The sequence below is a fragment of the Mycobacterium sp. WUMAC-067 genome, assembly GCF_020217485.1.
Lineage (GTDB): Bacteria > Actinomycetota > Actinomycetes > Mycobacteriales > Mycobacteriaceae > Mycobacterium.
Genome location: NZ_JAEKMI010000001.1, coordinates 156,063 through 177,833 on the forward strand (window position 1 = coordinate 156,063; position 21,771 = coordinate 177,833).

The 21,771-nt window shown below is 66.8% G+C and carries 21 protein-coding genes; 15 read left to right on the plus strand and 6 right to left on the minus strand.

The annotated features are described in order from the left end of the window. Position 1 precedes the first annotated feature (1 nt). From ftsX to prfB, 5 genes are read right to left on the minus strand one after another with little or no spacing between them, the layout of a single operon-like run. On the minus strand, positions 2 to 895 hold the full coding sequence (ftsX, locus tag JF781_RS00820; protein WP_225326427.1) for a permease-like cell division protein FtsX: 894 nt from the start codon (positions 893 to 895) through the stop codon (positions 2 to 4). Beyond that, the gene (gene ftsE, locus JF781_RS00825; RefSeq protein WP_225326576.1) at positions 896 to 1,585 is read right to left on the minus strand and encodes a cell division ATP-binding protein FtsE; all 690 of its coding nucleotides are present in this window, start codon (positions 1,583 to 1,585) and stop codon (positions 896 to 898) included. It lies immediately after the preceding gene. Positions 1,586 to 1,628: 43 nt separating this feature from the next. Beyond that, positions 1,629 to 2,117, minus strand: coding sequence for a hypothetical protein (locus JF781_RS00830; protein ID WP_225326426.1), 489 nt, complete (start codon positions 2,115 to 2,117; stop codon positions 1,629 to 1,631). Continuing rightward, positions 2,114 to 3,100, minus strand: a complete 987-nt coding sequence (locus tag JF781_RS00835) for a mechanosensitive ion channel family protein (RefSeq protein ID WP_225326425.1) — start codon at positions 3,098 to 3,100, stop codon at positions 2,114 to 2,116. Before JF781_RS00835 ends, JF781_RS00830 begins: the two co-directional genes overlap by 4 nt. Continuing rightward, positions 3,090 to 4,202, minus strand: coding sequence for a peptide chain release factor 2 (prfB, locus tag JF781_RS00840; protein WP_225326424.1), 1,113 nt, complete (start codon positions 4,200 to 4,202; stop codon positions 3,090 to 3,092). The genes JF781_RS00835 and prfB overlap by 11 nt, the downstream gene beginning before the upstream one ends. Positions 4,203 to 4,363: 161 nt before the next feature. Between prfB and JF781_RS00845 the strand changes: the two genes are divergently transcribed. The 8 genes from JF781_RS00845 to JF781_RS00880 all read left to right on the plus strand — a co-directional run bounded on the left by JF781_RS00845 (position 4,364) and on the right by JF781_RS00880 (position 13,377). Beyond that, positions 4,364 to 5,731 (plus strand): FAD-dependent oxidoreductase, encoded by a 1,368-nt coding sequence (locus JF781_RS00845; protein ID WP_225326423.1) that lies wholly within the window; start codon positions 4,364 to 4,366, stop codon positions 5,729 to 5,731. 47 nt (positions 5,732 to 5,778) lie between these two features. Continuing rightward, positions 5,779 to 6,195, plus strand: coding sequence for a pyridoxamine 5'-phosphate oxidase family protein (locus JF781_RS00850; protein WP_225326422.1), 417 nt, complete (start codon positions 5,779 to 5,781; stop codon positions 6,193 to 6,195). A gap of 222 nt (positions 6,196 to 6,417) precedes the next feature. Next, positions 6,418 to 6,549, plus strand: coding sequence for a hypothetical protein (locus JF781_RS28675; protein ID WP_374109651.1), 132 nt, complete (start codon positions 6,418 to 6,420; stop codon positions 6,547 to 6,549). Between the two features lie 319 nt (positions 6,550 to 6,868). Continuing rightward, the gene (locus JF781_RS00860) at positions 6,869 to 9,190 is read left to right on the plus strand and encodes a nitric-oxide reductase large subunit (protein WP_225326421.1); all 2,322 of its coding nucleotides are present in this window, start codon (positions 6,869 to 6,871) and stop codon (positions 9,188 to 9,190) included. A 3-nt stretch (positions 9,191 to 9,193) separates the two neighbouring features. Continuing rightward, complete coding sequence (locus tag JF781_RS00865) at positions 9,194 to 9,820, plus strand: hypothetical protein (protein ID WP_225326420.1); 627 nt, start codon at positions 9,194 to 9,196, stop codon at positions 9,818 to 9,820. Next, the gene (locus JF781_RS00870) at positions 9,817 to 10,614 is read left to right on the plus strand and encodes a slipin family protein (protein WP_225326419.1); all 798 of its coding nucleotides are present in this window, start codon (positions 9,817 to 9,819) and stop codon (positions 10,612 to 10,614) included. Before JF781_RS00865 ends, JF781_RS00870 begins: the two co-directional genes overlap by 4 nt. Positions 10,615 to 11,064: 450 nt before the next feature. Then, positions 11,065 to 12,240: a PPE family protein gene (locus JF781_RS00875; protein WP_225326418.1), complete on the plus strand. Its 1,176-nt coding sequence runs from the start codon at positions 11,065 to 11,067 to the stop codon at positions 12,238 to 12,240. Between the two features lie 48 nt (positions 12,241 to 12,288). Then, entirely contained in the window at positions 12,289 to 13,377 is a 1,089-nt protein-coding gene (locus JF781_RS00880; protein ID WP_225326417.1) for a PPE family protein, read from the plus strand. 7 nt (positions 13,378 to 13,384) lie between these two features. Here JF781_RS00880 and JF781_RS00885 read toward each other — a convergent pair whose 3' ends face one another. After that, complete coding sequence (locus tag JF781_RS00885; RefSeq protein WP_225326416.1) at positions 13,385 to 13,732, minus strand: hypothetical protein; 348 nt, start codon at positions 13,730 to 13,732, stop codon at positions 13,385 to 13,387. A 33-nt stretch (positions 13,733 to 13,765) separates the two neighbouring features. On the opposite strand from JF781_RS00885, the gene hisN reads away from it, so the two are divergent. The 7 genes from hisN to JF781_RS00920 all read left to right on the plus strand — a co-directional run bounded on the left by hisN (position 13,766) and on the right by JF781_RS00920 (position 21,757). After that, positions 13,766 to 14,548, plus strand: coding sequence for a histidinol-phosphatase (gene hisN, locus JF781_RS00890; RefSeq protein ID WP_225326415.1), 783 nt, complete (start codon positions 13,766 to 13,768; stop codon positions 14,546 to 14,548). Positions 14,549 to 14,629: 81 nt separating this feature from the next. Continuing rightward, positions 14,630 to 16,027 carry an acyl-CoA dehydrogenase family protein gene (locus tag JF781_RS00895; protein WP_225326414.1) on the plus strand — a complete coding sequence of 466 codons (1,398 nt, stop codon included), beginning with the start codon at positions 14,630 to 14,632 and terminating at the stop codon, positions 16,025 to 16,027. Between the two features lie 42 nt (positions 16,028 to 16,069). Beyond that, positions 16,070 to 17,275, plus strand: a complete 1,206-nt coding sequence (locus JF781_RS00900) for an acyl-CoA dehydrogenase family protein (protein ID WP_225326413.1) — start codon at positions 16,070 to 16,072, stop codon at positions 17,273 to 17,275. Between the two features lie 54 nt (positions 17,276 to 17,329). Next, positions 17,330 to 18,328, plus strand: a complete 999-nt coding sequence (locus JF781_RS00905) for an acryloyl-CoA reductase (protein ID WP_225326412.1) — start codon at positions 17,330 to 17,332, stop codon at positions 18,326 to 18,328. Positions 18,329 to 18,350: 22 nt separating this feature from the next. Next, complete coding sequence (locus JF781_RS00910) at positions 18,351 to 19,322, plus strand: NADPH:quinone oxidoreductase family protein (RefSeq protein WP_225326411.1); 972 nt, start codon at positions 18,351 to 18,353, stop codon at positions 19,320 to 19,322. Between the two features lie 153 nt (positions 19,323 to 19,475). Continuing rightward, positions 19,476 to 20,570, plus strand: coding sequence for a homogentisate 1,2-dioxygenase (locus JF781_RS00915; RefSeq protein WP_225326410.1), 1,095 nt, complete (start codon positions 19,476 to 19,478; stop codon positions 20,568 to 20,570). Next, complete coding sequence (locus tag JF781_RS00920; protein ID WP_225326409.1) at positions 20,570 to 21,757, plus strand: S9 family peptidase; 1,188 nt, start codon at positions 20,570 to 20,572, stop codon at positions 21,755 to 21,757. Before JF781_RS00915 ends, JF781_RS00920 begins: the two co-directional genes overlap by 1 nt. Positions 21,758 to 21,771: the final 14 nt, after the last annotated feature.

Sequence of the window (21,771 nt, forward strand, 5' to 3'; positions counted from 1 at the left end):
GCTACCGCCGGATATAGAGGCGCAAGGTCGCGTACGACGTCAGGGCCGCCATCGACACACCGAGCAGAAACAGCCACGGCGAGATATAGAGGATGTCGGCGTAGTCGACCTTGGCGATCAAGTGGGCTTGATAGAACTGGCTCAGCGCGTTGTCCAGGAACAACGCCCGCACCAGCATCAGGCCGATGACCGCGATGGCGACACCGATGGACGCGGCCAGCATCGCCTCCACCAGGAAGGGCAACTGGGTGTACCACCGGCTGGCGCCCACCAATCGCATGATCCCGATCTCGGTGCGGCGGGTGTAGGCCGCGACCTGCACCATGTTGGCAATCAACAGGATTGCCCCGACGGCCTGCACCAGCGCGACGGCGAACGCGGCATCTCGCAACCCGTCCAGCACCGCGAACAGCCGGTCGATGAGATCTTTTTCGTTGAGGATGCTGCGCACGCCGGGCTGCCCCTGCATCGCGGCATCGAATTCCGCATGCTGTTCGGGGTTGTTCAGCTTGACGATGAACGATGCGGGAAACGAGTCCTTCCCCGCGACATCCTTGAACTCCGGGAACTTCTTGATGGCGTCGTTGTAGGCGTCCTGCCGGTTGACGAACCGCACCGACTTGACGTCCTGTCGCGCATCGACCTTGTCGCGCAGCGCCTTACACGGAGCGGACACGCATGTCGCGTCGTTGGCCGAGATGTCGTCGGTAAGGAAGACCTGCGTCTCGACGCGGTCGAGATAGATCTCCCGGGAATTGTCGGCCAGCCGGACCACCAGCAGACCGCCGCCGAACAGCCCGATCGAGATGGCGGTCGTCAGGATCATCGCGGCCGTCATCGTGACGTTGCGGCGAAGCCCGGTCAGAACCTCATTGAGCAGGAAGCCAAAGCGCACTTAGCGGTCCATCCCGTAGATGCCGCGCTGCTCGTCGCGCACCAGCCTGCCCAACGACAGCTCAACGACGCGCTGGCGCATCGAGTCGACGATGTGATGGTCGTGCGTCGCCATCAACACCGTCGTCCCCGTGCGGTTGATCCGCTCCAACAAATCCATGATGTCCTTACTGGTATCTGGGTCGAGGTTGCCCGTCGGCTCGTCCGCCAGCAGTACCAGCGGCCGGTTGACGAACGCGCGGGCGATCGCCACCCGCTGCTGTTCACCACCGGACAACTCGTGGGGCAGCCGATTGGCCTTGCCGGACAGGCCGACGGTTTCGAGCACGTCGGGCACCACCCGGTTGATCGCCTCGGTTCGTTTGCCGATCACCTCCAGGGCGAACGCGACGTTCTCGTAGACCGTCTTTTGCTGCAGCAGGCGGAAGTCCTGGAAAACGCAGCCGATGACCTGGCGCAGCCGCGGGATATGCCGGCCGCGCAGCTTGTTGACGTGGAACTTCGACACCCGGACATCGCCGGCCGACGGCGTTTCCGCGCCCAGCAGCAGGCGCATGAACGTCGACTTGCCCGAGCCCGACGGGCCGATCAGGAAGACGAATTCACCCTTGTCGATCTTGACGTTGACGTCTTCCAGCGCCGGGCGCGCCGACGCTTTGTACTTCTTGCTGACGTGGTCCAGGGTGATCATCACGGCACGCCAGTGTAGCGGTGATCTTCGCTGGCAGGCGAAGTCAACGGGCCGGGGGCGGCGTCGTGGGGGTCGGACCGGGACCAGGCTGCGGTTGCTCGGGCGTCGGCGTGGGGGGCGTCGTGCTGGGCGGGCAGAACGGCGCCGGGAGTATGCACGGCAGCTGCGGCATCTGGAACGGCGGCGTGGTGGTGGTCGTGGTCACCGGGGGCGGCGGCGGTGGTGGAGGCGGCGGCGTGGTCGTCGGGGTCGGCGTGTAGGTGACGGTGGCCGGCGGCTGCTGCAGGCGGCTGCGCGGCACCCACGTGTAGTTGGGGTCGGGCACGAACCCCGGCGGCACCACTTGCTGGGCCGGTGGCTTGGGCGCCGGTTCCGGGCGGTAGGTGTCGTAGGTCCACCACACCGCGAAGAAGACGATGATCAGCACGAGGGTCGACGTGCGCATCCGCCCGCCGAAGACGTAATTCGGCCAGCGATTGTCGGCATCCGTGTCGTCGCCGCGCTTCTCGAGGATGTTCAGGGTGAACTTCAACGCTTGTGCCCCGCACCTTGGATTTCATCGTCGGTTTGCTGTTCGGCGGCCTGGGCGGCCGGGACGGAGGGGTCCTCGACGAGCCCCACCCGCGCGTCCGCCGCCGTCACGATTCCGACGCGGGCCAGCGCCCTGATGACCAGGACGCGCAGCTGCCGGCCGACCTCGAACTGCTTGCCGGGCAAGGTCCGGGCCACCAGACGCAGCGTGACGGTGTCGACCGCGATGCTTTCGACACCCATCACGGTGGGCGCATCCAACAGCAATTCCCCCAGCACGGGGTTGTCCATCGCGCGGTCGCATTCCTGGTGTAGGACGTCGTTGACCCTGTTCAGGTCGGCGCTGGTCGACACCGGGATGTCCACCACCGCGCGCGCCCAATCCTTGGACAGGTTGACCACCTTGACGATCTGCCCATTCGGAATGGTCAACACCTCGCCATCCGGCGAGCGCAGCCGGGTCACTCGCAACGTCACGTTCTCGACCGTGCCACTGGCCTCCGTGGCGGCAACGACGGTGAGGGTGACGAGATCCCCGAAGCCGTACTGCCTCTCCATCAGGATGAAGAAGCCGGACAGCAGGTCTTTCACCAACTGCTGGGCGCCGAAACCCAGCGCGGCGCCGACCACGGTGGCCGGCGCGACCAGTCCCCCCACCGAAAACTGCAGCACGTCGGCGATCTGCATCATGACCCAGATGCCGATGATGACGATTGACACCCAGGAGATCACCGACGCCACGGCTTGGCGGTGCTTGGAGGCTTCCGAGCGCACCAGCGCGTCGCTTTCGGCGAAGCCGAGGTTGAGCTGGCGGGTCACCTGCTGCGCCACCCAGTTGACGAACCGGGCCGCCAGCACCGCGGCGATCAGCACCATGGCGATCCGCAGACCCCTGGTGATGATCCACTCGCCGATCTCGCCCCGCCAGAAGTCGTGCCAGCGGTGCGTCATCGAGGCCGCGAGAATACTTGTGTTATTCGTCATCTTTTCGGTTGCGCCAACGGATTCCCGCTTCCAGGAATCCGTCGATGTCTCCATCCAGGACGGCCGCAGGGTTGCCGACCTCGTATTCGGTCCGCAGATCCTTGACCATCTGATAGGGGTGCAGCACGTAGGAGCGCATCTGGTTGCCCCACGAACTGCCACCTTCGCCTTTTAACGCGTCCAGTTCGGCGCGTTCTTCAGATCTCTTGCGCTCCAACAATTTTGCCTGAAGCACTCGCATCGCCGAGATCTTGTTCTGCAACTGCGATTTTTCGTTCTGGCAAGTTACGACGATACCCGTTGGGATGTGGGTTAAACGTACCGCGGAGTCGGTGGTGTTCACCGATTGGCCGCCGGGGCCACTCGAGCGGTAAACGTCAACGCGCACATCGCCTTCCGGAATGTCGATGTGATCGGTGGTCTCCACCACCGGCAGCACCTCGACTTCGGCGAACGAGGTCTGACGCCGGCTCTGGTTGTCAAATGGGCTGATTCGCACCAGCCGATGCGTACCCTGCTCCACCGACAGCGTGCCGTAGGCGAACGGCGCATGCACGGCGAACGTCGCGCTCTTGATGCCGGCCTCTTCGGCGTAGGAGGTGTCGAACAGCTCGACGGGATACTTGTGCTGCTCAGCCCACCGGATGTACATCCGCATCAGCATCTCGGCCCAGTCGGCGGCGTCCACCCCACCGGCCCCGGAGCGGATCGTGACCAGCGCCTCACGCTCGTCGTACTCGCCCGAGAGCAGGGTGCGCACCTCGGTGGCCTCGATCTCGGCCTGCAACGCCTTCAGCTCGGCGTCGGCCTCGACGAGCGCGTCAGCGGCGCCTTCGCCCTCCTCGGCGGCCAGCTCGTAGAGCACCGGCAGATCGTCCAGCCGCCCCCGCAGCTCTTCGATCCGGCGTAGTTCGCCCTGCGCGTGAGACAACTCGCTGGTCACCCGCTGGGCGCGGGCTTGGTCGTCCCACAACTGAGGATCGGACGCCTCGTGTTCGAGCTTCTCGATGCGGGCGCGCAGACCGTCCACATCGAGCACCCGCTCCACCGTGGTCAGGGTGGAGTCGAGGGCGGCGATGTCGGCTTGACGGTCGGGTTCCACAGCCGACAACGTTACCGGGGGCCTCCAACCTGCTCGGCCACCGGCGAGTGCTGAGGTCACGACCAGCGGTCATGCGTTTAGAGTCGAGTCACGATCATGTGCCCTGCTCGCGCGCGACAGCCCCTCTGCGCGCTGAACCGGGCCCGAATAGAAGGTCGAGAATGCGCCCATACCACGTTGCAATCGTCGGCTCCGGACCGTCGGGGTTTTTCGCCGCGTCATCCTTGCTGAAGGCGGCCGACGGATCCGAGGACATCGATGTCGCCGTCGACATGCTCGAGATGCTTCCCACCCCGTGGGGGCTGGTGCGCTCCGGCGTCGCCCCCGACCACCCGAAGATCAAGTCGATCAGTAAGCAATTCGAGAAGACGGCCCAAGACCCGCGCTTCCGTTTCTTCGGCAACATCGCAGTCGGCGAGCACGTGCAAGCCAGTGAGCTGGCCGAGCGCTACGACGCCGTCGTCTATGCCGTCGGGGCGCAGTCCGACCGCGCGCTGAACATCCCAGGCGAGGAGTTGCCGGGCAGTATTGCCGCCGTCGATTTCGTGGGCTGGTACAACGCGCACCCGAACTTCGAGGAGGCCACGCCCGACCTGTCGGGCGCGCGGGCCGTGGTCGTCGGCAACGGCAACGTCGCCCTCGACGTCGCGCGCATCCTGGTCACCGATCCCGACGTGCTGGGCCAGACCGACATCGCCGACCACGCGCTGGAGTCGTTGCGGCCGTGCGGAGTCGACGAAGTGGTGGTCATCGGTCGGCGTGGGCCGCTGCAGACCGCCTTCACCACGCTCGAACTTCGCGAGCTGGGCGAGCTGGAGAACGTCGACGTGATCGTCGATCCGGCCCAGCTCGAAGGCGTGAGCGACGAGGATGCCGCCGCGGCCGGCAAGACGGCCAAGCAGAACATCAATGTGCTGCGTGATTACGCGAAGCGCCCCCCGCGCCCGGGGCATCGCCGGATCGTGCTGCGCTTCATGACCTCGCCGATCGAGATCAAGGGCGAGGGCCGGGTGGAACGGATCGTGCTCGGCCGCAACGAGCTGACCACCGACGCCGACGGGCGGGTTTCCGCCAGCGACACCGGCGAGCGCGAGGAGCTGCCGGTCCAGCTGGTGGTGCGCTCGGTCGGTTACCGCGGCGTGCCCACCCCTGGGCTGCCGTTCGACGAGAAGACCGCGACGATCCCCAATAGTGGTGGCCGGGTCGACGGGAGCCGCAACGAATACGTGGTCGGGTGGATCAAGCGCGGGCCGACCGGCGTCATCGGCACCAACAAGAAGGACTCCCAGGACACCGTGGACACGCTGCTCGCCGACCTGGCCCGCGGCGACGACAGTGGTCTGGCGGATTTCCCGGACAACCACGCGGACCGGCTGGCGGACTGGCTGGCATCGCGCCAACCCAAACTGGTCACCTCGGCGCACTGGGAGCTCATCGACGCTCATGAGCGGGCGGCCGGGGAGCCGCACGGGCGCCCCCGCATCAAGCTGCCGAGTTTGGCCAAGTTGCTTCGGGTCAGCCACGGTTAGATCGCCGGCCCTACTCAACGCCGGCAATTCTCCGTAGCGTTGGGGTCGTGCGTAGCGACGAACCGGTGAGCGTGCTTACTGAAGACGAGAACTGGAAATTGTTGGGGAGCGTGACGCTGGGCCGGCTTGTCACCAACTTCGCCGGTGAGCCCGAGATCTTTCCGGTCAACTTCGTGGCGCAAGACCGGACCGTGCTGTTCCGGACCGCCGAGGGCACCAAGTTGTTCTCGGCCGTGGCGAACCACGCGGTGGTTTTCGAGGTGGACGACCACAACCTCGTCGAGGGCTGGAGTGTCATCGTCCGCGGTCGCGCTCGGCTGCTGAAAACCGACGCGGACATTCACAAGGCCGACCGCGCGCAGTTACTGCCCTGGACAGCCATACCCAAGCCGCACTATGTGCGGATCACCCCGACCGAAGTCACCGGCCGTCATTTCCGGTTCGGTCCGGAGCCCGAATCATAGGTTGCCGCAGCGGATCGCGAGCACGCAGTGCCCCGCGTCGGCTGAGATCGACACCGCTCGCAGTGCGGCTCCGCGCAGCCCCGCTTCCTCGAACGCACGCCACAACACCGTGCCGTTGTCCACTTCGACGACAACGCTGCTGACCTGCGCTGTGCAGACCGTGACCGCCGACCTCGATCAGCTTGAAACCTGTTTTGCCCCAAGGGATGTCCGTTTTCTACCTTGACCGGTTCGCCGGCGGGCATCGACGGCCCGATGCGCGTCGGCCAACGCGGCGTGCGGATCGATGACGCAGACCAGTCGCAGCGGGATGTCGCGGCTGACCGCCTCTCGATCGCCCACACCGCCGCATGAGGTGTCCGCCCGGGATCCGTCGACTCCTACGACAATTGCCGGAGCTGGATATATGTTGCTCATCGCGACTTCCTCCGTTGAGCCATCGGGCATTCGCTACACCATTCGCCCTTAGGCTATTGCCCGTAAACCGCTCTCCCCCAGAAGAATTGGGTCCAGAAATAGGCGCCATGGGACCCTATTGGCCGCGAAACTCCGGGAATTGACTGTTGCCATCGCGACGCCGGCAACCGAATACTGGGTGCGGACGAAAACCGGGTTTGTTTGACATGGGAGACAGCGGGCACCACAGCCATCACCGAGACGGGAAACCTCGCGCATGACCGCTCAACCGACATCCGCCCAACAGCCATCGTCTCAACCCCTGGTCGGTAAAGGCTGGGTCCAGGGCGTCGCCCTCGTCATGATCTTCGGCTTCTTGGTGATGGGCATTCTGGCCTACCGCACCTATTCGGCGTCGATGCCGATGCCGGACAAAGTCGTCAGCGAATCCGGTCAGTTGCTGTTCACCGGCGAGGACATCACCCGTGGCCAGGAGCTCTACCAGGCGCGCGGGCTGATGGAATACGGCTCGGTGCTGGGCCACGGCGCCTACCTGGGGCCTGACTACACCGCCGAATATCTGCGCGCGGCGACGCAGGACGTCACCGATCAACTGCGAGCGCAGGGTGTCACCGATCCGCATGATCGGGTGGTCACCGAGTTCCGCACCAACCGCTACAACCCGGCCACCAAGACGTTGGTGTTCACCGATCGCCAGGCCGCGGCCTTCGACCACATTCAGAGCCGGTATGCCGCGTACTTCGGGGAGAACTCGACGAAATACGGCCTGCTGCCCCACATGATCACCGACAAGGCGCAAATCCGTGACCTGACGGGGTTCTTCGCCTGGACGGCGTGGGCCGCGGCGGCCGAGCGCCCGGGGCATAAGTACTCCTACACCAACAACTGGCCCGCCGAGCCACGAGTCGACAACGGCCCCACCGCCTCGGTGATCGTCTGGTCGGCGCTGTCGCTGATCGCCTTGCTGGGTGGCATCGGCGTGATGTTCGCCGTGTACGGCCGGTGGAGCCAGAAGGTGGGTTGGCACAGCACCGAGTCGTCCACCCTGTCCTTCCGTCAGCCCGGCGAAGTGGGCCTGACGCCGGCGCAGCGCGCCTGCATCTGGTTCTTCGCCGTCGTCTCAGTGCTGTTCCTGGCGCAAACGCTGCTGGGCGCGGCCGCCGAGCACTACCGGGCCGACTTGTCCACGTTCTTCGGCTTGGACCTGGCCCGGATATTGCCCTACAACCTGGCCCGCACTTGGCATCTGCAGCTGGCGCTGTTCTGGACCGCGGCGGCGTTTCTCGCCGGCGGCATCTTCCTGGTGCCGTTCATCGCGCGCCGGGAGCCCAAACGACAGGCCCTGCTGGCCTACGTGTTGCTCGGTGCGGTGGCGCTGGTGGTGTTCGGCTCGCTGATCACCGAGGCGCTGTCCATCTACGGCGTGATCCCCCCCGGCGGGCTCTTCTCCCAGCAGTGGGAATACCTCGACCTGCCGCGTCTGTGGCAGATCCTGCTGATTATCGGGATGTTCGTGTGGATCGCGATCATCTGGCGCGGCATGCGCGCGCGGCTCAAGGGCGAATCGAAGATGAACATGCCCTGGCTGTTCTTCTTCTCCGGGCTGGCGATCCCCGTGTTTTACACCGTGGGCCTGCTGGCCGGCAGCGGCACTCACTACACCGTCGCCGACTTCTGGCGGTTCTGGGTGGTGCACCTGTGGGTCGAGGACTTCCTCGAGCTGTTCACCACCGTGATGGTGGCCTACATGTTCGTGCTGCTGGGCGTGGTGCGCGAACGCATCGCGCTCGGGGTGATCTTCTTGGACGTCATCCTGTACTCCGCGGGCGGCGTCATCGGCACCATGCACCACCTGTACTTCTCGGGCACGCCGGTGGAGCACATGGCGCTGGGCGCGTTCTTCTCGGCGGCCGAGGTGATTCCGTTGACCTTCCTGACCGTCGAGGCGTGGGCGTTCCTGCAGCTGGGGGCGCGTCAGCAGTCCGGCGACGCCAACCCCTTCCCGCATCGCTGGGCGGTCATGTTCCTTGTCGCGGTGGGCTTCTGGAACTTCCTGGGGGCGGGCATCTTCGGATTCCTGATCAACCTACCGGTGGTGTCGTACTACCAGATCGGCACCGCGCTGACGGCCAACCACGGACACGCGGCGATGATGGGTGTTTACGGCATGCTTGCCGTCGGCCTGGCCATGTTCGCGTTCCGGTATGTGATCCCGGCCGACAAATGGCCCGAGAAGCTGGCCCGAATTTCGTTCTGGGGATTGAATATCGGCTTGGCATGGATGGTGTTCGCCACCCTACTGCCGCTGGGTGTGCTGCAGCTTTTCCACTCGGTCAACGACGGTTACTTCGAAGCGCGATCGCTGGGCTACATCACCAAACCCGGCAATGCGGTGCTCGAATGGCTGCGGATGCCGGGCGACATCATCCTGATCGTCGGCGGTGTGCTGCCCTTCGTCTGGATCGCCTGGACCGCGCTGCGCAACTTCCGCTCGGGTACCACGCTGGAGGAAATGCCCGAACACCCGCTCTACACCGAGGCCGCGGCCGACGAGGCCCAAGTCCCGGTGAAGGACTGACCGATGACTGCTCCGGCGACCTCGGTATGGCTGATCGCCGGGTATTCCCTGGCCCTGTTGGCCGTCGGCTGGAGTTTCGACGTCATGGCACGACGGGCATCAGCGCACGCGGCGCGCTGGCGCACAGGGCAGTTCACCTACCGGCCCGACCATGACGCATGGATCTGCCCGCAGGACCATTGGCTGTGGCCGACGTCGTTCGATCCGAAGCATCGGGTCATGCGATATCGCGCATCACCGGTGGTCTGTAACAGCTGCCCCGTCAAATCCGGCTGCACCACGTCCGAGCACGGTCGCGAGATAAGCCGCGAGGTCGACCCGTGGCCGCATTCGGACGCCGGCCGGTTTCACCGCGGAATCGCCTGCTGCGTGGCCGCATTGGGGATCGTCTTACCGCTGGCCACATTGATCGCCAACCACTCGGCCGCGGACGCGCTGGTCCTGACGGCGACCGTGCTGCTCGTCGCGCTGCTCGGAGCACCGCTCGTCCGCCACCTGTGGAGCACTCCCTCCAACGCCCCCGAACACCTTCCGCACCGCACCGCGATCGAGGACCAGGTGGCCGCGGCGATCGACCGCTATTCCACGCACTGGGGCGGCTGGAAAAGCAAGGAGGACAATACGACATGACCACGCTGGTGATCGGCCTCATCGCCGCCGGGATCGTTGTGCTGGTGGTACTCGCGACCTGGTCGCTGGCGGTGCTACGTGAATACGAACGCGGTGTGGTGTTCCGGATGGGGCATGTACGTCCGCTGTACGCCCCGGGTCTGCGGCTCCTTATCCCGCTTCTGGACAAGATGATTCGCGTCGACCAACGCCTGGTCACGCTGACCATTCCGCCGCAGGAGGTGATCACCCGCGACAACGTGCCGGCCCGTGTCAACGCCGTCGTGATGTTCCAGGTGACCGATCCGCTGAAAGCGATTCTGGCGGTGGAGAATTACGCGGTCGCCACCTCGCAGATCGCGCAGACCACCCTGCGTTCGCTGCTGGGCCGGGCGGACCTGGACACGTTGCTCGCGCATCGCGAGGACCTCAACAGCGATCTGCGCACGATCATCGAGAAGCAGACCGAACCGTGGGGTGTTCAGGTCCGTGTCGTGGAGATCAAGGACGTCGAGATCCCCGAGTCGATGCAGCGGGCGATGGCCCGCGAGGCCGAGGCCGAACGCGAACGCCGCGCCAAGGTCATCAACGCGCGCGGCGAGCTGCAGGCCTCGGAGGAGCTGCGCGAGGCCGCCGAGACCCTCTCGAAGAGCCCGGCCTCGCTGCAGTTGCGGTGCCTGCAGACGCTGCTGGAGCTGGGGGCGGATCAGAACTCGACCGTCGTCTTCCCCTTGCCGGTCGACATCATCACGCCGTTCCTGCGGAATCCGGAGATGCTGCGGGGCGTGGTCGACAATTTCAACCGCCGCGGATGACGACCGGTCCGACGCCGGAGTTAGCCCAAATATCAAGCGCGTCAATTACTTTCACTATTCAGCACGCGTAGATCAAGCGCTGAGTTTGGTTAACGGAGAGTGAACGCCAGGCAAACGCAATCTTAATTCTGCCTGGTCGGAGCCGGGAAATGAGCAAAAGCCCGCACGCGTCGGCGGCACCTGCGACCTTTGAAGAGCCCGAAAACCCGAAGGTCACTCGCGATGCCCTGTGCGAACGGTCCGCCCACTCGATAAGTACCGCGCTGCCCGCTAGGCACGCGCGGAGCGATCGTGTGCGGCCGTCCCATCCTCCGGCGCGAGCGTGAGCTTTGCCGGCTTGCAGAGCCGGTTTGGCAGCGGCCCACCACCCACTTTGATCAACGCCGGTGCGGCGACGCCGGCGCCAGCGGCGTTTGTCCGCAAACCGCACTTTGAGGGGATGTCTCCACCATGGATTGGGCTTTTCTTCCACCAGAAATCAACTCCGCCCGGATGTATACGGGGCCCGGAATGGGCTCGCTGTTGGCCGCGGCGGGAAGCTGGGACGCGCTGTCGGCCGAGCTGAGTTCGGCCGCCGAAGGCTACGAATCGGCACTCTCGGGCCTGGACCTGCAATGGCGCGGTCCCGCAGCGCAGGCGATGGCGTTCGCGGCCGCCCGCTACGCGGAATGGCTACAAGCGACCGCCGAGCAGACCCGGCAGACGGCCATGCAGGCGCGGACGGCCGCGGCCGCCTATGAGCAGGCCTACGCGATGACGGTGCCCCCACCGGTGGTCACCGCCAACCGCGCGCTGCTGGCGTCGCTGGTGGCGACGAACATCGTCGGCCAGAACACCGCGGCCATCGCGGACACCGAGGCGCAGTACGCCGACTATTGGGCCCAGGACGCCGCCGCCATGTCCGGCTACTCCGTGTCCTCGGCGGCCGCGACCCGGTTGCCGCAGTTTGCGCCCGCGAACAACTCCACCAACGAGTCCGGGGTGGGCGCCCAGAAGGCCGCCGTGACCGCGGCCAACACCAACGCTGCCGCCAACAAGGCCGTCACGCAGAGTTTTTCACCGTTGTCCACGCAGCAAACGGGCAACACCTACAACTACTACGGCGACATCTATGACTTGTCCGATACGACAGCGGCGGCCGGCGGCAGACCGTTCTTTGCGGCCCTCGACGCCATTCAGGGCACCGGCGTCGGCTTCAGCGCTCCCTACAACATGGAGCAGTTCGTATCCGGCATCATCGGGGCCGAGAACAATTTGGGCATTCTCGCCAAACCCTTGGCCGCTGCCCCTGCCCTCGCGGCCCCCGCGCTCAGCAGCACCACAACGAGTCTCGGCGGGGGTCTCGGCGGAGGGCTGGGCAACGTCACAGCGACCCTCTCGCACGCCGGATCGATCGGGCCGATGTCCGTGCCCGCAAGCTGGGCCGCGCCCACGAGCACCCATATCTCGCCGTTGGAACCGGCCGGTTTCACCACGCTGCCGGGAACCGAGGAGCCGGTAGCGTCCGGTTATCCCGGCTACCCCGGCATGCCAGGTGGCGGCGCCTCGCGATCCGTCGGAGCGGGTGTCCCGCCCCGCTACGGCGTGCGGCTCACGGTGATGCCACGCCCGCCGGCTGCCGGGTGACGTGCCGCGAGCAGAGTCGCTGCACGCAGCTGATAGCGCTGTAAGACAATGGATTTTGGCCTTCTTCCACCAGAGGTGAACTCTGGCCGCATGTACGCGGGCCCCGGCTCGGGCTCGTTGTTGGCCGCCGCGGGAAGCTGGGACTCACTGGCGGCCGAGTTGAGCATCACGGCCGCCGTGTACGAATCGGTGCTGTCTGGCCTGACGGGCCTGTCCTGGTACGGGCCCGCCTCCCAGGCGATGGCGGCCAGCGCCGCCCCTTACGTGGGATGGCTGCACGCGACCGCCGAGCGCGCACAGCAGACGGCCATCCAGGCCAGGGCGGCGGCAGCAGCCTACGAGCTGGCGCGCGCCATGACCGTGCCCCCGCCCGCGGTCGCGGCCAACCGCACCCAATTGGCGACGCTGGTGGCAACGAACTTCTTCGGGCAGAACACCGCCGCGATCGCGGCGAACGAGGCCCAGTACGCCGAATACTGGGCCCAGGACGCCTCCGCGATGTACAGCTATTCCGCCAGTTCTGCTGCAACGGTGCAGTTTTCGCCGTTCTCTGCCCCGCGCCAAGCGACCACTCAGGATGGGGTGACAGCGCAGCAGGACGCCGTCACGCAAGCTACCGCCAATGCCGCGAACTCGAATGCGGGCCCGGGCTCGCAGCTGTTCGCGTTTTCCAGAAGAGACGGATTCGCGCGAATCCTGGACACCATCCAGGGGGCCCAGGTCGCGTTCCGATCAATCTTCACCACGGAGGGGTTCAACGCCGGAATCATCCAGGCCGACAAGAACTTGGGCATCTTGCCGAACCTCGCGGCGGTTCCGGCCGCGCTCCCGAAGGTCCCCGCGTTCAGCGGTGCCGCCTCCGGTCTGGGGAATGTCAATGCGGTGCTCGCCCGCGCCGGCCGGATCGGCTCGATGTCGGTGCCCGCGGGGTGGGCCGCCGCGGCCGGGGGCCCCGCCACGGCGGTGCCCGGTGGCGGCTTGTCCGGCCTGCCCGCGACCGAGGCGATAGCCCGCACCGGGCCCGCCACCGCCGGCATTCCCGGAATACCTGGGGGGAGAGTCTCGCGGGCCGCGCTTGTGGTGCCCCGCTACGGCGTTCGCATCACGGTCATGACACGCCCACCCGCGGCCGGCTGAGGCGCGCCTAGCCCGGCGGTGGCTCCTGCGGCGCGGGTGGTTCCGGCGGTGCGAATTTCCAGTTGTCCGGATTCTTCGACGAATACAGCACCGGAAACAGTTGACCAATGGTCGGCCATTGATTCACGTCGACGGCCATGCGCTGATAAACCGCGTGTTCGTTGACCGAGGGGCCGTTGATCACCCCGGCGATGGTGACGAACTGCTCGCCGGTCGCATCGGGCCGCGGGCTGATTCCGGTCACCAGCAGGGTGCCGCTCAGCAGCTCACCGCGGGGGCCGCGCGGGACGAACCGCTGGACCAGAAATACCGCCAGCACCGCGACCAGCAGGAGCAGCAGTCCGAATTCCCACACCCCGCCATGGTAGGGCCGTGATAAGACTGCGCCATGGGTTCCGACGATCTGGCGCTGGCACTGGCGCTGGCCGACCGCGCAGACTCGTTGACCTCCTCCCGCTTCGGGGCGCTGGACCTGCGCGTCGACACCAAACCGGACCTGACGCCGGTGACCGATGCCGACCGCGCCGTCGAAACCGAGCTGCGCGAGGTGCTCGCGCGCGAACGGCCGGATGACAGCATCGTCGGCGAAGAATTCGGCGGAGACACCGCCTTCACTGGGCGGCAGTGGATCATCGACCCGATCGACGGCACCAAGAACTTCGTCCGCGGCGTGCCGGTATGGGCGACTTTGATCGCGTTGCTGCACGACGGCGTCCCCGTCGTCGGCGTGGTGAGCGCCCCGGCGCTGCAGCGCCGGTGGTGGGCCGCGCAGGGCCATGGCGCGTTCGTCGCGGTCAACGGCGCATCACCCCGTCGGATATCGGTTTCCTCAGTGGCGCAACTGAATTCGGCCAGCCTGTCGTTCTCCAGTCTGTCCGGGTGGGCGCAGCTCGGCGTGCGGGACCGCTTCATCGCACTGACCGATGCGGTGTGGCGGGTGCGCGCGTTCGGCGACTTCTTGTCCTATTGCCTGGTGGCCGAGGGGGCGGTCGACATCGCCGCCGAACCGGAAGTGTCGGTATGGGATCTCGCCGCGCTGGACATCCTGGTGCGCGAAGCGGGCGGGACGCTGACGGCGCTCGACGGCACCGCGGGCCCGCATCACGGCAGCGCCGTGGCCACCAACGGCCTGCTGCAGCGGCAGGTGCTCGGCAGCCTCACTGTGAATTAGTTAACAGGTGTTCTCTGTGATCTTACTCCGGAGTAAGATTGGCTCTATCCGCTTGCCCGACAAACCTGAGGCCGCTGACCCATGACCGATTCCGGTTCACCACAAACAACCTCCCGCTCCCGCGCGAAACGGCGCGACCATAAGTCCGCGGTCGGCTTGCAACCGCACAAACGCACCGGCGTCGACATCGCCATCGCGCTCATCACCCCGCTCGTCGGTCAGGAATTCCTGGACAAATACCGGCTGCGCGACCCGCTCAACCGCGCCCTGGGCTACGGCACGAAGACGATCTTCTCAACGGCCGCCACGACCTCTCGTCAGTTCAAGCGGGTCCAGAATGTGCGCACCGGGCCGACCCGACTCAAGTCGAGCGGCAAGGACTATTTCGACCTGACGCCCGACGACGAGCAGAAGATGATCGTCGAGACGCTCGACGAATTCGCCGAAGAAGTGCTGCGGCCCGCGGCGCACGACGCCGACGAGGCGGCCACCTACCCCCGTGACCTGATCGCCAAGGCCGCCGAACTGGGCATCACGGCGATCAACATTCCCGAGGATTTCGACGGCATCGCCGCGCACCGCTCCAGCGTGACCAACGTGCTGGTCGCCGAGGCACTCGCCTACGGCGACATGGGTTTGGCGTTGCCGCTGCTGGCGCCGGGAGGCGTGGCCTCCGCGCTGACCCATTGGGGCAGCGCCGATCAGCAGGCCACCTACCTGCCGGAGTTCGCCGGCGAGAACGTGCCGCAGGCCTGCGTGGCCATCGCTGAACCGCAACCGCTCTTCGACCCCACCCGGCTGAAGACGACCGCGGTGCGCACCCCGAGTGGCTACCGCCTCGACGGGGTGAAGTCGTTGGTGCCGGCCGCGGCCGACGCCGAGCTTTTCATCGTCGGCGCCCAGCTCGACGGCAAGCCGGCCCTGTTCATCGTCGAATCGTCGGCGAAAGGCCTCACCGTGAAAGCCGACCCCAGCATGGGGCTCCGCGCGGCGGCCCTGGGCCACGTCGAGCTCTCCGGGGTGTCGGTCCCGCTGGGCGCGCGGCTCGGCGAGGACGACGCGTCGGATCAGGATTACTCCGAGGCGATCGCGCTGTCCCGGCTGGGCTGGGCGGCGCTGACGGTCGGCACGTCGCACGCCGTCCTCGACTACGTCGTCCCCTACGTGAAGGAACGCGAGGCCTTCGGCGAGCCGATCGCGCATCGCCAGGCGGTGGCCTTCATGTGCGCCAACATCGCCATCGAATTGGACGGGCTGCGGCTGATCACCTGGCGCGGCGCGGCACGCGCCGAGCAGGGCCTGCCGTTCATCCGCGAGGCGGCGCTGGCCAAGCGGCTCGGCGCCGACAAGGGCATGCAGATCGGACTGGACGGTGTTCAGCTGCTCGGCGGCCACGGCTACACCAAGGAGCACCCGGTCGAGCGTTGGTACCGCGACCTGCGGGCCATCGGCGTCGCCGAGGGTGTCGTGGTCATCTAGCAGTCACTAAGTCGTTAACCCATTCGAGCTGAAAGTTCAATCATGGCAATCAATCTGGAACTTCCCCGCAAGATGCAAGCGGTGACGACCAAGACGCATCAGGGCGCCGCTGAGTTGATGCGGCCGATCGCCCGCAAGTACGACCTCAAGGAGCACGCGTACCCGGTCGAGCTCGACACCCTGTTCAGCCTCTTCGAAGGCGCTTCGGAGTCATTCGAATTCGCCGGAGCGAACGCACTGGGCGGCGAGGACGAAGAGCGGGACAAGAACCACAACGGCGCCAACATGGCCGCACTGCTCCAGACGCTGGAAGCCAGCTGGGGCGACCTCGCGATGATGCTCTCGGTCCCTTACCAGGGGCTGGGCAACGCCGCCATTTCCGCGGTCGCCAACGACGAGCAGCTGCAACGCCTCGGCAAGGTCTGGGCGGCGATGGCGATCACCGAACCCGGCTTCGGGTCGGACTCGGCGGCGGTCGCGACGACCGCCACCCTGGACGGCGACGAGTACGTGATCAACGGCGAGAAGATCTTCGTCACCGCCGGGTCGCGCGCCACCCACATCGTGGTGTGGGCGACGCTGGACAAGTCACAGGGCCGCGCGGCGATCAAGTCGTTCGTCGTGCCGCGCGAGCACCCCGGGGTCACGGTCGAGCGGCTCGAGCACAAGCTGGGCATCAAGGGTTCCGACACCGCCGCCATCCGGTTCGACAATGTCCGCATCCCGAAGGAAAACTTGCTCGGCAATCCCGAAATCGAGGTCGGCAAGGGCTTTGCCGGTGTCATGGAGACCTTCGACAACACCCGCCCTATCGTCGCCGCCATGGCCGTTGGGGTGGGCCGCGCGGCCCTGGAGGAAATTCGCAAGATCCTCACCGACGCCGGCGTGGAGATCTCCTACGACCGGCCGTCGCACGCCCAGAGCGCTGCGGCGGCGGAGTTCTTGCGGATGGAAGCCGACTGGGAGGCCAGCTACCTGCTGTCGTTGCGGGCGGCCTGGCAGGCCGACAACAAGATCCCCAACTCCAAAGAAGCGTCGATGAGCAAGGCCAAGGCCGGCCGGATGGTCACCGACGTCACCCTCAAGTCCGTCGAATTGGCCGGCACCGCAGGTTATTCCGAGCAGACCCTGCTGGAGAAGTGGGCGCGCGACTCCAAGATCCTGGACATCTTCGAGGGCACCCAACAGATCCAGCAGCTGGTGGTCGCCCGCCGATTGCTCGGCCTGTCGTCGGCCGAGCTCAGGTAGCGCCCGCGTTCAGCCCACTCGCGGGTTTTCACGCGGTGAGGTTAGCGTCGAGGAATGGACACGTTTCACGCGCTTGTCGCGCGCCAACATGGTGACCGGATCACCGCATCGGTCGAGACACTTCGTCCCGACGACCTGCCGCCCGGGGACGTGACGATCCGGGTCCTGTATTCGAGCGTCAACTACAAAGACGCCCTGGCCTTGACGCCCGGCGGCGGCGTGGTGCGCAACTATCCGGTGGTCCCCGGCATCGACCTGACCGGCGAGGTCGTGGAGTCGACGTCGGCCGACTTCGCCGTCGGCGACAACGTGCTGGCCCACGGCTATTTGATCGGCACCGGCCACCACGGCGGCTACGCCGAATACGCACGGTTACCGGCCGACCAGGTGGTGGCGCTCGGCGCATTGAGTCCACACGAGGGCGCGGCGATCGGAACCGCGGGCTTCACCGCGGCGATGAGCGTGCAGGCGCTGATCGACTGGGGCATTGCGCCCGACGCCGGCGCCATCGTGGTCACCGGGGCCACCGGCGGAGTCGGCTCGGTCAGCGTGGACCTGCTGGCGGCCGCCGGGTACCGCGTCGTCGCCTCGACCGGAAAGGCCGACGCCGCCGAGCGGCTGAAAGCCCTTGGCGCCGCGGAGGTTATCGGCCGCCTGCCCGCCGATCCCGACGCCAAGCCGCGCGCGCTCGGCAAGGCGCGCTGGGCCGGCGGGGTGGATTGTGTGGGTGGGGCGACGCTCGCCGACGTGCTCAGCACCATCGACTACGGCGGCGCGGTGGCGGCCAGCGGTCTCACCGGGGGTCCGGCCCTGCACACCACGGTGATGCCGTTCATCCTGCGCGGTGTCGCGCTGCTGGGAATGGACTCGGTGCTGATGCCCATCGGGCGGCGGCGCGCGCTGTGGGGCCGGCTGGGTGATTCGTTGCGGCCGCGTCACCTCGACTCGCTGGTGAGCGATGTCGACGTGAAGGACGTCGTCGGGGTGATCGATCAGGTGCGCGCCGGCAAGTTCTCCGGCCGGGCCGTGGTGCGGGTCGCGGGCGGTTTTTGAGCCGGCAGTAGGCTCTGCTGGCATGCGCGCGGTACGGGTGACTCGGCTCGATGGTCCAGACGCGGTCGAGTTGGCCGACATCGACGAACCGACGGGCGACGGGGTCGTCGTCGACGTGCACGCCGCCGGGGTGGCGTTCCCGGACGCGCTGCTCACCCGCGGCCTGTACCAATACCGCCCGGAGTTGCCGTTCGTGCTCGGCGCCGAGATCGCCGGCGTGGTCCGCTCGGCGCCCGAGGGCGCGCACGTGCGTCCCGGCGACCGGGTCGTCGGCCTCACGATGCTGTCCGGCGGCATGGCCGAGGTCGCGATCTTGGCCCCGGACCGGGTGTTCAAGCTGCCCGACAACGTGAGCTTCGAGGCCGGCGCCGGCCTGCTCTTCAATGACCTCACCGTGTACTTCTCGCTCACCGTGCGGGGCCGGCTGCAGCGCGGTGAGACGGTGCTCGTCCACGGCGCGGCCGGCGGCATCGGGACCTCGGCGCTGCGGCTGGCGCCGGCGCTGGGGGCCTCGCGCACCATCGCCGTCGTCAGCACGCAGGACAAGGCCGACATCGCCACGGCCGCCGGCGCGACGGACGTGGTGCTGGCCGACGGGTTCAAGGACGCGGTCAAGGAGTTGACCCACGGCCGCGGCGTCGACATCGTCGTCGATCCGGTCGGCGGTGACCGGTTCACCGATTCCCTGCGCTCGCTCGCCCCCGGGGGACGGCTTCTGGTCGTCGGATTCACCGGCGGGGAAATCCCCACGGTCAAGGTCAACCGATTGCTGCTCAACAACATTGACGTCGTCGGCGTCGGTTGGGGCGCGTGGGCGGGGACGCATCCGGGCGCGCTGGCCGAGCAGTGGGCCGGACTCGAGCGGCTGCTCACCTCCGGGGAGCTGGCCCCGCCCGAGCCGGCGACCTATCCGCTGGCGGAGGCCGCGGCCGCGGTCGCCTCGCTGGAGAACCGCACCGCCAAGGGCAAGGTCGTGCTGCGCGTCCGGGGTTGACGGAGACGCCTGTGGCGACTGTGACTCACGCGGGACGGGGACGACGACGGCCTCGCGACAACGCCGATGCCGCCCTTGTGTCCGACCAAAACAAAAAGTAATGTCACTTTCAGTTTTGTGACCGCCGAGCTTGGCCCATCGGAGGAGCCGTCCATGGAATCCTTTGTGCACCTGCGGAAAGGCCGAACGCCACGCCGCCTGCATGCCGACCTCGACGGGCTCAAGGACGACGAGCTGGGCCGCGGCGGATTCACCGGCCGCACCGCCAACCTCTATCGGCGCAACGATCCCACCGCCTACCGATCGGTCGGCCCGCTGCGCCCCCTCGACGTGCTGTCCAGTGAGCTCAAGCCGGCTGACGCCACGGACGCGGGCGGCGGGCCGCTGCTGATGTTCAGCAACGACGACTGCCGAATTCTGTTGAGCCGCCGCCAAGAGCCGATGCCGTTCTATGCCCGTCACGTCGACGGCGACCTGCTGTGCTTCGTTCACCAGGGCAGCGGCCTGGCCGAGACCGAGTTCGGGCCGCTGCGCTACCGGGAGGGCGACTGGCTGTACATCCCGAAGGCATGCACCTGGCGCCAGCTGCCCGACACCGCGACGACGATGCTGATGGTCGAGGCCAGCGACGAGTTTCGGATACCGCCACCCGGCGCGCTGGGCCGCCACTTCCCCTTCGACCCGTCGCAGGTGGTCATCCCCGAGCCGGCCCCCGCCGACGAGGGCGATTCCGGCGGCGAGTACGAGGTCCGGCTCATCCATGATGGCGGCCCGACAACGCTGTTCTACCAACATAATCCGCTCGACGTCGAGGGATGGCGCGGTGACAACTTCGCGTTCACGTTCAACATCGCCGACTACAACGTCGTCACCTCCGACAGCGTCCACCTGCCGCCGACCGTGCACCTGTTCATGCAAGCCACCGGCGTCTACGTGATGAACTTCCTGCCCAAGCCCGCCGAAGGCACCCCGGGCACCGAGCGCACACCGTGGTATCACCGCAACGTCGACTACGACGAGATCGCCTTCTTCCACGGTGGCTCGCTCTATGGCATCCCGATGCCGCCCGGCCTGATTTCGCATGCGCCGCAAGGGGTTCACCACGGCGCACCGGAGAAGGCGCGCGAGCGGGCGCGCCGCAAGTTCGACGAGTACTCCCGCGTCGACTGGCAGGTGATCGCCATCGACACCCGCCGGCGGCTGACCCCGTCGGCCGAGGTACTGGCCCACGACCTAGGACAACATTGATGACCCGCGCCGTTAAGCACGAGTACGACCGCATCCCCTATCTCGTTGCCTTCCAGAACAATTCGGGTGTCCGGGACGTCTACGGCGGCCTGGCCGAGATCACCGTGCTGGAAAGCTACCTGCTCAAGCCGAAGGACAAGCCGTCGGACACGGTGCTGGTGTTCATGCACCCGATCGGCGGCGGCGCCTACCTGCCGATGATCAATGCCCTGGCCCGGGCCGGTCATCACGTCATCTACTGCAACAGCCGCTTCCGCGGCACCGACTCGGCGCTGCTGATGGAGAAGGTGGTCGAGGATCTCGGCGAGTGCATCAAGGACGCCAAGAAACGCCTGGGCTACTCCAAGGTGGTGCTCGCCGGATGGAGCGGCGGCGGTTCACTGTCGGTGTTCTACCAGCAGCAGGCGCAGAATCCGACCATCACGTCCAGCCCGACCGGTGACGGACCCGACCTGACCAAACTCGACCTGCCCCCGGCCGACGGCATCATGCTGCTGGCCGCGCACATCAGCCGGCACGGCACGCTGACCGAATGGCTGGACGCGTCGATCCTCGACGAATCCGACCCCACCCAGCGCGATCCCGAGCTTGACCTGTACAACCCCGACAATCCGAACCAGCCGCCCTACAGCCAAGAATTCCTGGCCCGGTACCGGCAGGCGCAGATCGACCGCAACCGTCGTATCACCGCGTGGGTCAAGGAAAAACTGGCCGAGCTGAAGGCCGCCGGCCGGCCGGACGACGAGTTCGGGTTCGTCGTGCACGGCACCATGGCCGACCCGCGGTGGCTGGACCCGACCGTCGATCCCAACGAACGCGCCCCGGGGACGTGCTACCTGGGGGATCCTCAAGTGGTGAACATGAGCCCCGTCGGGTTGGCCCGATTCTCCACGTTGCGCGGCTGGCTCTCGCAGTGGAGCTACGACGACGCCCGCGGCGACGCGGTCACCTGCGGGCCCGACATCGCGATCCCGGCGCTGGTGATCGGTAACCTCGCCGATGACGCCTGCACGCCCAGCCACACCCGCCGGCTCTTCCAAGCGATCGGGCACCCCGACAAGGAGATGCACGAAATTCCCGGCGCCACACACTATTACGCGGGACCCGACCAGCGCGAGGCGCTGCGCACGGCCGTCACCATCGTCACCGACTGGCTGGTCCGGCACGACTTCGCGAGCGCCGAGTGACTACTTCCGCCGGC